A 5,134-nucleotide genomic window follows, 5' to 3' on the forward strand; every position below is an offset into this window, starting at 1 on the left:
CTGCTGCAATCAGCAGCAAGCGGCCTTCTTCCGTCAGCATGACCGCTTCGATTGCCCCCATCGCTTCGCCGGTTTGCAGAACATAACCTTGCAGCGGATCGGTATGGGCAATGTACGGGGTTAGCGCCAGATCGACATACACCCGCTGCGGCCCATTCTGGAAATACCAGCAGCCTTGTTCGTCCGCTTTGTAATTACGGTTGATAAATCCGACCAGCGCGATGTGCATGATCTTGTCGCCGGGCAGATTCTGCCGTTGCGCCGTTTCATCGCGCATGCGCCAGGCGCCGCGCGCGTCGAGCCCTAGCCAACCGTGGCAATGGGGCACGTTCGGCCATTTCTGCATGGCTTGGAGGACGATCTGGTCCATCTCAGGTATCCAGCAAGAATTGCAGCATGCGCTGCGGCAGCCAGTCCAGCCGGCCGGGTGGGCCGCCGACGGCGAAACCTACGTGGCCGCCTTGTTCCGGATATTCGAGGACGACGCTGGAGGCGGCTTTAGAAGGCAGATGCCGTGGCGGCAGGAACGGGTCGTTTTTGGCGTTGAGCACCAGCGTCGGTATGGTGATCTCGTTCATGACCAGCTTGGCGCTGGCGCGGTACCAATAATCTTCGGTATTGCGATAGCCGTGCAAGGGAGCCGTGACGATGTTGTCAAATTCGTACAGGTCGCGCGAACTCAGCATTTTTTCACGGTCAAACAGGCGCGGGAATTGCTGTAGCTTGTCGAGCGATTTGCTTTTCATGGTGCGCAGGAATGAACGCGTATAGACCATGTTGAAGCCATGCGACAAGGCTTCGCCGCCGCCGGCCAGGTCGAGCGGCGCGGAAATGGCGCAGGCGGCGTCAATGATCTTGGCTTCGTTTTGCGATTCCCCCAGCCAGCGCAGTAGCGCATTGCCGCCTAGCGAGACGCCGGTGGCGTAGAACTTGGTGAATTGCTTTTCTGCCCGGCTGGCTGCCAGCCGGCGCAATATCCAGTCGACTTCTTCGGCGTCGCCGGAATGATAAAAACGCGGCGCCTGGTTGATTTCACCGGAGCAGCCGCGGAAATGCGGTACCGCGCCGGACCAGCCCAGCGCCGCCAGTTGCGCCATCAGGGCGCGGCTGTAATGGCTGTCGGAAGAACCTTCCAGGCCGTGGAACAGTACGACCAGCGGTTGCCCGGGCTGGCCATCGACGAAATCGATATCGATGAAATCGCCATCCGGCGTATCCCAGCGTTCGCGCCGGTAGGCGACCACCGGCTTGCTGATGCAGGTGGCGGGGTAAATGGTTTGCAGATGGCCGCCGGGCAGCCAGCGTGGCGCCGGGTAAGCGCCGGCAGAAAATGAGGAAGCGGAAGAACTCATGCGACTACTGTATACCTATCCTGTGTTTATTCGCTGCGATTCAGTGCAAGGTGGCGCTCGATACCGTTTCTTCCGGCGCCGCGCCGGGCGCGACCGAAGCGTGATGCAGCACGATGCGCCAGCCGCGCGGCGTCTTCATGTAGATGTTGGTCGCCAGGATGTGCATCTCGCGGTCCGAATCGCTGGCCTGGTGCAGTTCTTCCACCAGGCTGTGGATGCTGGTCGACATGTTTTGCGTTACGTGCAGCTGGCGCGCGCGGATATGCACGCCGCCGCGTTCGAACAGGCTTTCGAAGGCCGCCCGGATCGCTGCATGGCCGTGCAGCCGCGGCGCGTTCGGATGGATGCAGACGATTTCGTCATCGTCCGCCCACAAGGCCATCATGGCCTCGATGTCGGCGCGGCTCATGGCGTCGTAAAAAGCGGTTTCGGTCTCTTCGGCTGAACCGTGCATAAATTTGACATGCGGCATATTGCCTCCGTACTCAAGCACATTGAACGACTGGTGTTACACACTTTCCTGCCATCAAAAAAGGGAGCCTGGCTCCCTTTCAATCAGTGCCCGTGGACTACCGCGCCCGGTTTGAGCTGGTATTGCGTGCCGCAGTAAGGGCATTTTGCGCTGCCGTGGCTGTCGAGGTTGAGGAACACGCGCGGATGCGAGGACCAGGTCGTCATCAGCGGGTTAGGGCAATGCGCCGGCAAATCCTTGCCGTCGAGTTGGACTACGGCCTGGGCTGCTGCTGTGCTGCTTGTTGCTGTACTCATTGACTTCTCCAAATTTACGGGTGCTCTAACTTGTAGCTTGTGTAACTTATGTTTGTGTAACTTATATATACCGGCTTATTTTCCGACGACCGTAAGCCAGTGTTGATATTTTTCCGACTTGCCCGCCACGACTTCAAAGAACATGGACTGGATTTTTTCAGTGATCAGGCCGCGCTTGCCTTCGCCGATGGTGCGGTTGTCGAGTTCGCGGATCGGGGTGATTTCTGCGGCGGTGCCGGTGAAGAACGCTTCGTCGGCGCAATACATTTCATCGCGGGTGATGCGCTTTTCAATGACGTCGATGCCGCTGTCGCGCGCCATGGTTAGTACAGCGTCGCGGGTGATGCCATCCAGGCAGGAGGCTAGGTCAGGCGTATAGATCTTGCCATTCCTGACGATAAACACGTTTTCGCCGGAACCCTCGGACACATAGCCGTCGGTATCCAGCAGCAGGGCTTCGTCGTAGCCGTCGGTTAGCGCTTCCTGGTTGGCCAGGATCGAATTGATGTAGTAGCCGCTGGCTTTGGCGCGCACCAGCGAGACGTTGACGTGGTGGCGGCTGAAAGAAGAGGTCTTGACCCGGATGCCTTTGGCCAGCCCGTCTTCGCCCAGATAGGCGCCCCACGGCCAGGCCGCAATCGCCACGTGGATGGTGTTGCCCTTTGCCGCAATGCCGAGCTTTTCCGAGCCGATCCAGATCAGCGGCCGCATGTAGCAGGATTCCAGCTGGTTTTCACGGACCACGGCGATTTGCGCGTCGATCAGGGTTTGCAGGTCGTAAGGCACTTGCATCTGGAAAATCTTGGCCGAATTCAGCAGGCGCTGGGTATGTTCCTTCAGGCGGAAAATCGCCGGACCCTGGTCGGTCTTGTAGGCGCGCACGCCTTCGAAAACCGCCATGCCGTAATGCAGCGAATGGGTCAGAACGTGGATGTTGGCGTCGCGCCAATCGATTAATTTGCCGTCTTTCCAAATTTTGCCGTCGCGGTCATCCATGGACATGTTCAAATCTCCGGTAATCGAATAGATAAAATCAGAATTGCACTGCTGTTGTGTTTTATTTGTTTGCTAATTGCCTAATATATAACGATGCCATGGTGGCGGCCAATAAGAGCCTGCCGGCAGGCACTGGAAATATTTCGTCTGGTTTTTGCTGACTTATTTAGAGCGTAAACTGACATTTTAACGGATTCAAGCAGGCCTACTCTGTAGAATATTGGTTTGCACCATATGTCTTTTGCGCAGCACCGCCTGCCGAAAACGGTGTTTTGACAGTGGCGGCTGGAGTAAAATAGCGGCTTTTCCTCACTAATATTGTCGGATCGACATGAAATTCAATCGACTAAGCGATTTGATCGCGCAACACCAGCTGCAAGGCAAACGTGTTTTTATCCGCGCCGACCTCAATGTGCCGCAAGACGCTGCGGGCAATATTACTGAAGACACGCGCGTACGCGCTTCGGTGCCGGCGATTCGCCAGGCGCTGGACGCCGGCGCAGCCGTCATGGTGACCTCGCACCTGGGACGTCCGACCGAAGGCGAATTCAAGCCGGAAGATACGCTGGCGCCTATCGCCAAGCGCCTGGCGGAACTGTTGGGCCAGCCGGTCGAGCTGCGCCAAAACTGGGTCGACGGCGTGGAAGTGGCGCCGGGCCAAGTGGTGCTGCTGGAAAATTGCCGCGTCAACAAGGGCGAGAAAAAGAATAGCGACGAGCTGGCGCAAAAGATCGCCAAGCTCTGCGATATCTATGTCAACGATGCCTTCGGTACGTCGCACCGGGCGGAAGCGACCACCCACGGTATCGCCAAGTTTGCGCCGGTTGCCTGCGCCGGACCATTGCTGGCGGCCGAGCTGGATGCCTTGGGCAAAGCCCTGAACCAGCCGGCGCGGCCGCTGGTGGCGATCGTCGCCGGCTCTAAAGTATCGAGCAAACTGACCATCCTGAAGGCGCTGGCCGACAAGGTCGACAACCTGATCGTCGGTGGCGGTATTGCCAACACCTTCTTGCTGGCAAGCGGCCTGAAGATCGGCAAATCCCTGGCGGAACCGGATCTGGTGGATGAAGCCAAAGCGATTATCGAGATGATGGCCAAGCGCGGCGCGTCGGTGCCGATTCCGGTCGACGTGGTGTGCGCCAAGGAATTCTCGCCAACCGCAGCGGTGCAGATCAAGAATGTCGAAGATGTGGAAGACGACGACCTGATCCTGGATATCGGTCCGCAGACCGCGGCCACGCTGGCGGCGCAAATCGCCCAGGCCGGCACCATCGTCTGGAACGGCCCGGTCGGCGTGTTCGAATTCGACCAGTTCGGCGAAGGCACCAAGACGCTGGCGCTGGCGATTGCCGGCTCCAAGGCATTCTCGATTGCCGGCGGCGGCGATACGCTGGCGGCGATCGCCAAGTACAAGATTACCGACAAGATTGGCTACATCTCCACCGGCGGCGGCGCTTTCCTGGAATTCCTGGAAGGCAAGACCCTGCCGGCGGTTGAAATACTATTGCAACGTGCGGGTTAACTTAACTATTTCCCCTACGTCATTTCCGACCGAGTCATTCCCGCGAACGCGGGAATCCATTTTAGGCAGCCAGACCAGGCGGCCGCCATGGATCCCCGCGTTCGCGGGGATGACAGAGGTTTTAATACGCGTTAGTTAAGCTTCGCTGCGCATTTTGTCCATGTTTGTGCTGAAAGGTTTTCCATGCAAAGAGCTACCAAGATCGTCGCCACTATCGGACCTGCATCGAGCGATGCCGACACACTGGCGCGCATGTTCGTCGCCGGCGTCGATGTGGTGCGCCTGAATTTTTCGCATGGCAAGGCCCAAGACCACATCGACCGCGCCAAGCTGGTGCGCGAAGTGGCGCTGGCATGCGGCAAGCAAGTTGCCATCATGGCCGACCTGCAAGGGCCGAAGATCCGCGTCGGCAAGTTCGAGCAAGGCAAGATCGAGTTGAAGAATGGCGAAAAATTCATTCTCGACGCCGATTGCGGCATGGGTAGCCAGGAACGTG

7 protein-coding genes are annotated in these 5,134 nt (G+C 58.3%); 2 read left to right on the forward strand and 5 right to left on the reverse strand.

Going from position 1 to position 5,134, the window contains the following annotated elements; all coding sequences use genetic code 11:
- From ABI171_RS08485 to ABI171_RS08505, 5 genes are all read right to left on the reverse strand, one after another.
- Window positions 1–370 (reverse strand): DUF2946 family protein (locus ABI171_RS08485; RefSeq protein WP_348092135.1); only part of this gene is annotated, 370 nt, incomplete at its 3' end.
- A gap of 1 nt (window position 371) precedes the next feature.
- Window positions 372–1,352 carry an alpha/beta fold hydrolase gene (locus ABI171_RS08490; protein WP_348092136.1) on the reverse strand — a complete coding sequence of 327 codons (981 nt, stop codon included), beginning with the start codon at window positions 1,350–1,352 and terminating at the stop codon, window positions 372–374.
- Between the two features lie 40 nt (window positions 1,353–1,392).
- A complete protein-coding gene (locus tag ABI171_RS08495) occupies window positions 1,393–1,824 on the reverse strand; it encodes a nuclear transport factor 2 family protein (RefSeq protein WP_348092137.1) in 432 nt (143 codons plus the stop codon).
- A gap of 83 nt (window positions 1,825–1,907) precedes the next feature.
- Window positions 1,908–2,120, reverse strand: coding sequence for a zinc-finger domain-containing protein (locus ABI171_RS08500; protein WP_348092138.1), 213 nt, complete (start codon window positions 2,118–2,120; stop codon window positions 1,908–1,910).
- 75 nt (window positions 2,121–2,195) lie between these two features.
- On the reverse strand, window positions 2,196–3,122 hold the full coding sequence (locus ABI171_RS08505; RefSeq protein ID WP_348092139.1) for a branched-chain amino acid transaminase: 927 nt from the start codon (window positions 3,120–3,122) through the stop codon (window positions 2,196–2,198).
- 325 nt (window positions 3,123–3,447) lie between these two features.
- On the opposite strand from ABI171_RS08505, the gene ABI171_RS08510 reads away from it, so the two are divergent.
- On the forward strand, window positions 3,448–4,638 hold the full coding sequence (locus ABI171_RS08510; RefSeq protein WP_348092140.1) for a phosphoglycerate kinase: 1,191 nt from the start codon (window positions 3,448–3,450) through the stop codon (window positions 4,636–4,638).
- 183 nt (window positions 4,639–4,821) lie between these two features.
- The coding region (locus ABI171_RS08515; protein ID WP_348092141.1) for a pyruvate kinase at window positions 4,822–5,134 on the forward strand (313 nt) is incomplete at its 3' end.

The organism is Collimonas sp. (genome assembly GCF_039923675.1).
Classification (GTDB): Bacteria; Pseudomonadota; Gammaproteobacteria; order Burkholderiales; family Burkholderiaceae_D; genus Collimonas.

Coding starts and splice junctions, on each gene's coding strand:
- ABI171_RS08495 (WP_348092137.1), bottom strand. CDS start 1,824: ATGCCGCATGTCAAATTTATGCACGGTTCAGCCGAAGAGACCGAAACC.
- ABI171_RS08505 (WP_348092139.1), bottom strand. CDS start 3,122: ATGTCCATGGATGACCGCGACGGCAAAATTTGGAAAGACGGCAAATTA.
- ABI171_RS08510 (WP_348092140.1), top strand. CDS start 3,448: ATGAAATTCAATCGACTAAGCGATTTGATCGCGCAACACCAGCTGCAA.
- ABI171_RS08490 (WP_348092136.1), bottom strand. CDS start 1,352: ATGAGTTCTTCCGCTTCCTCATTTTCTGCCGGCGCTTACCCGGCGCCA.
- ABI171_RS08500 (WP_348092138.1), bottom strand. CDS start 2,120: ATGAGTACAGCAACAAGCAGCACAGCAGCAGCCCAGGCCGTAGTCCAA.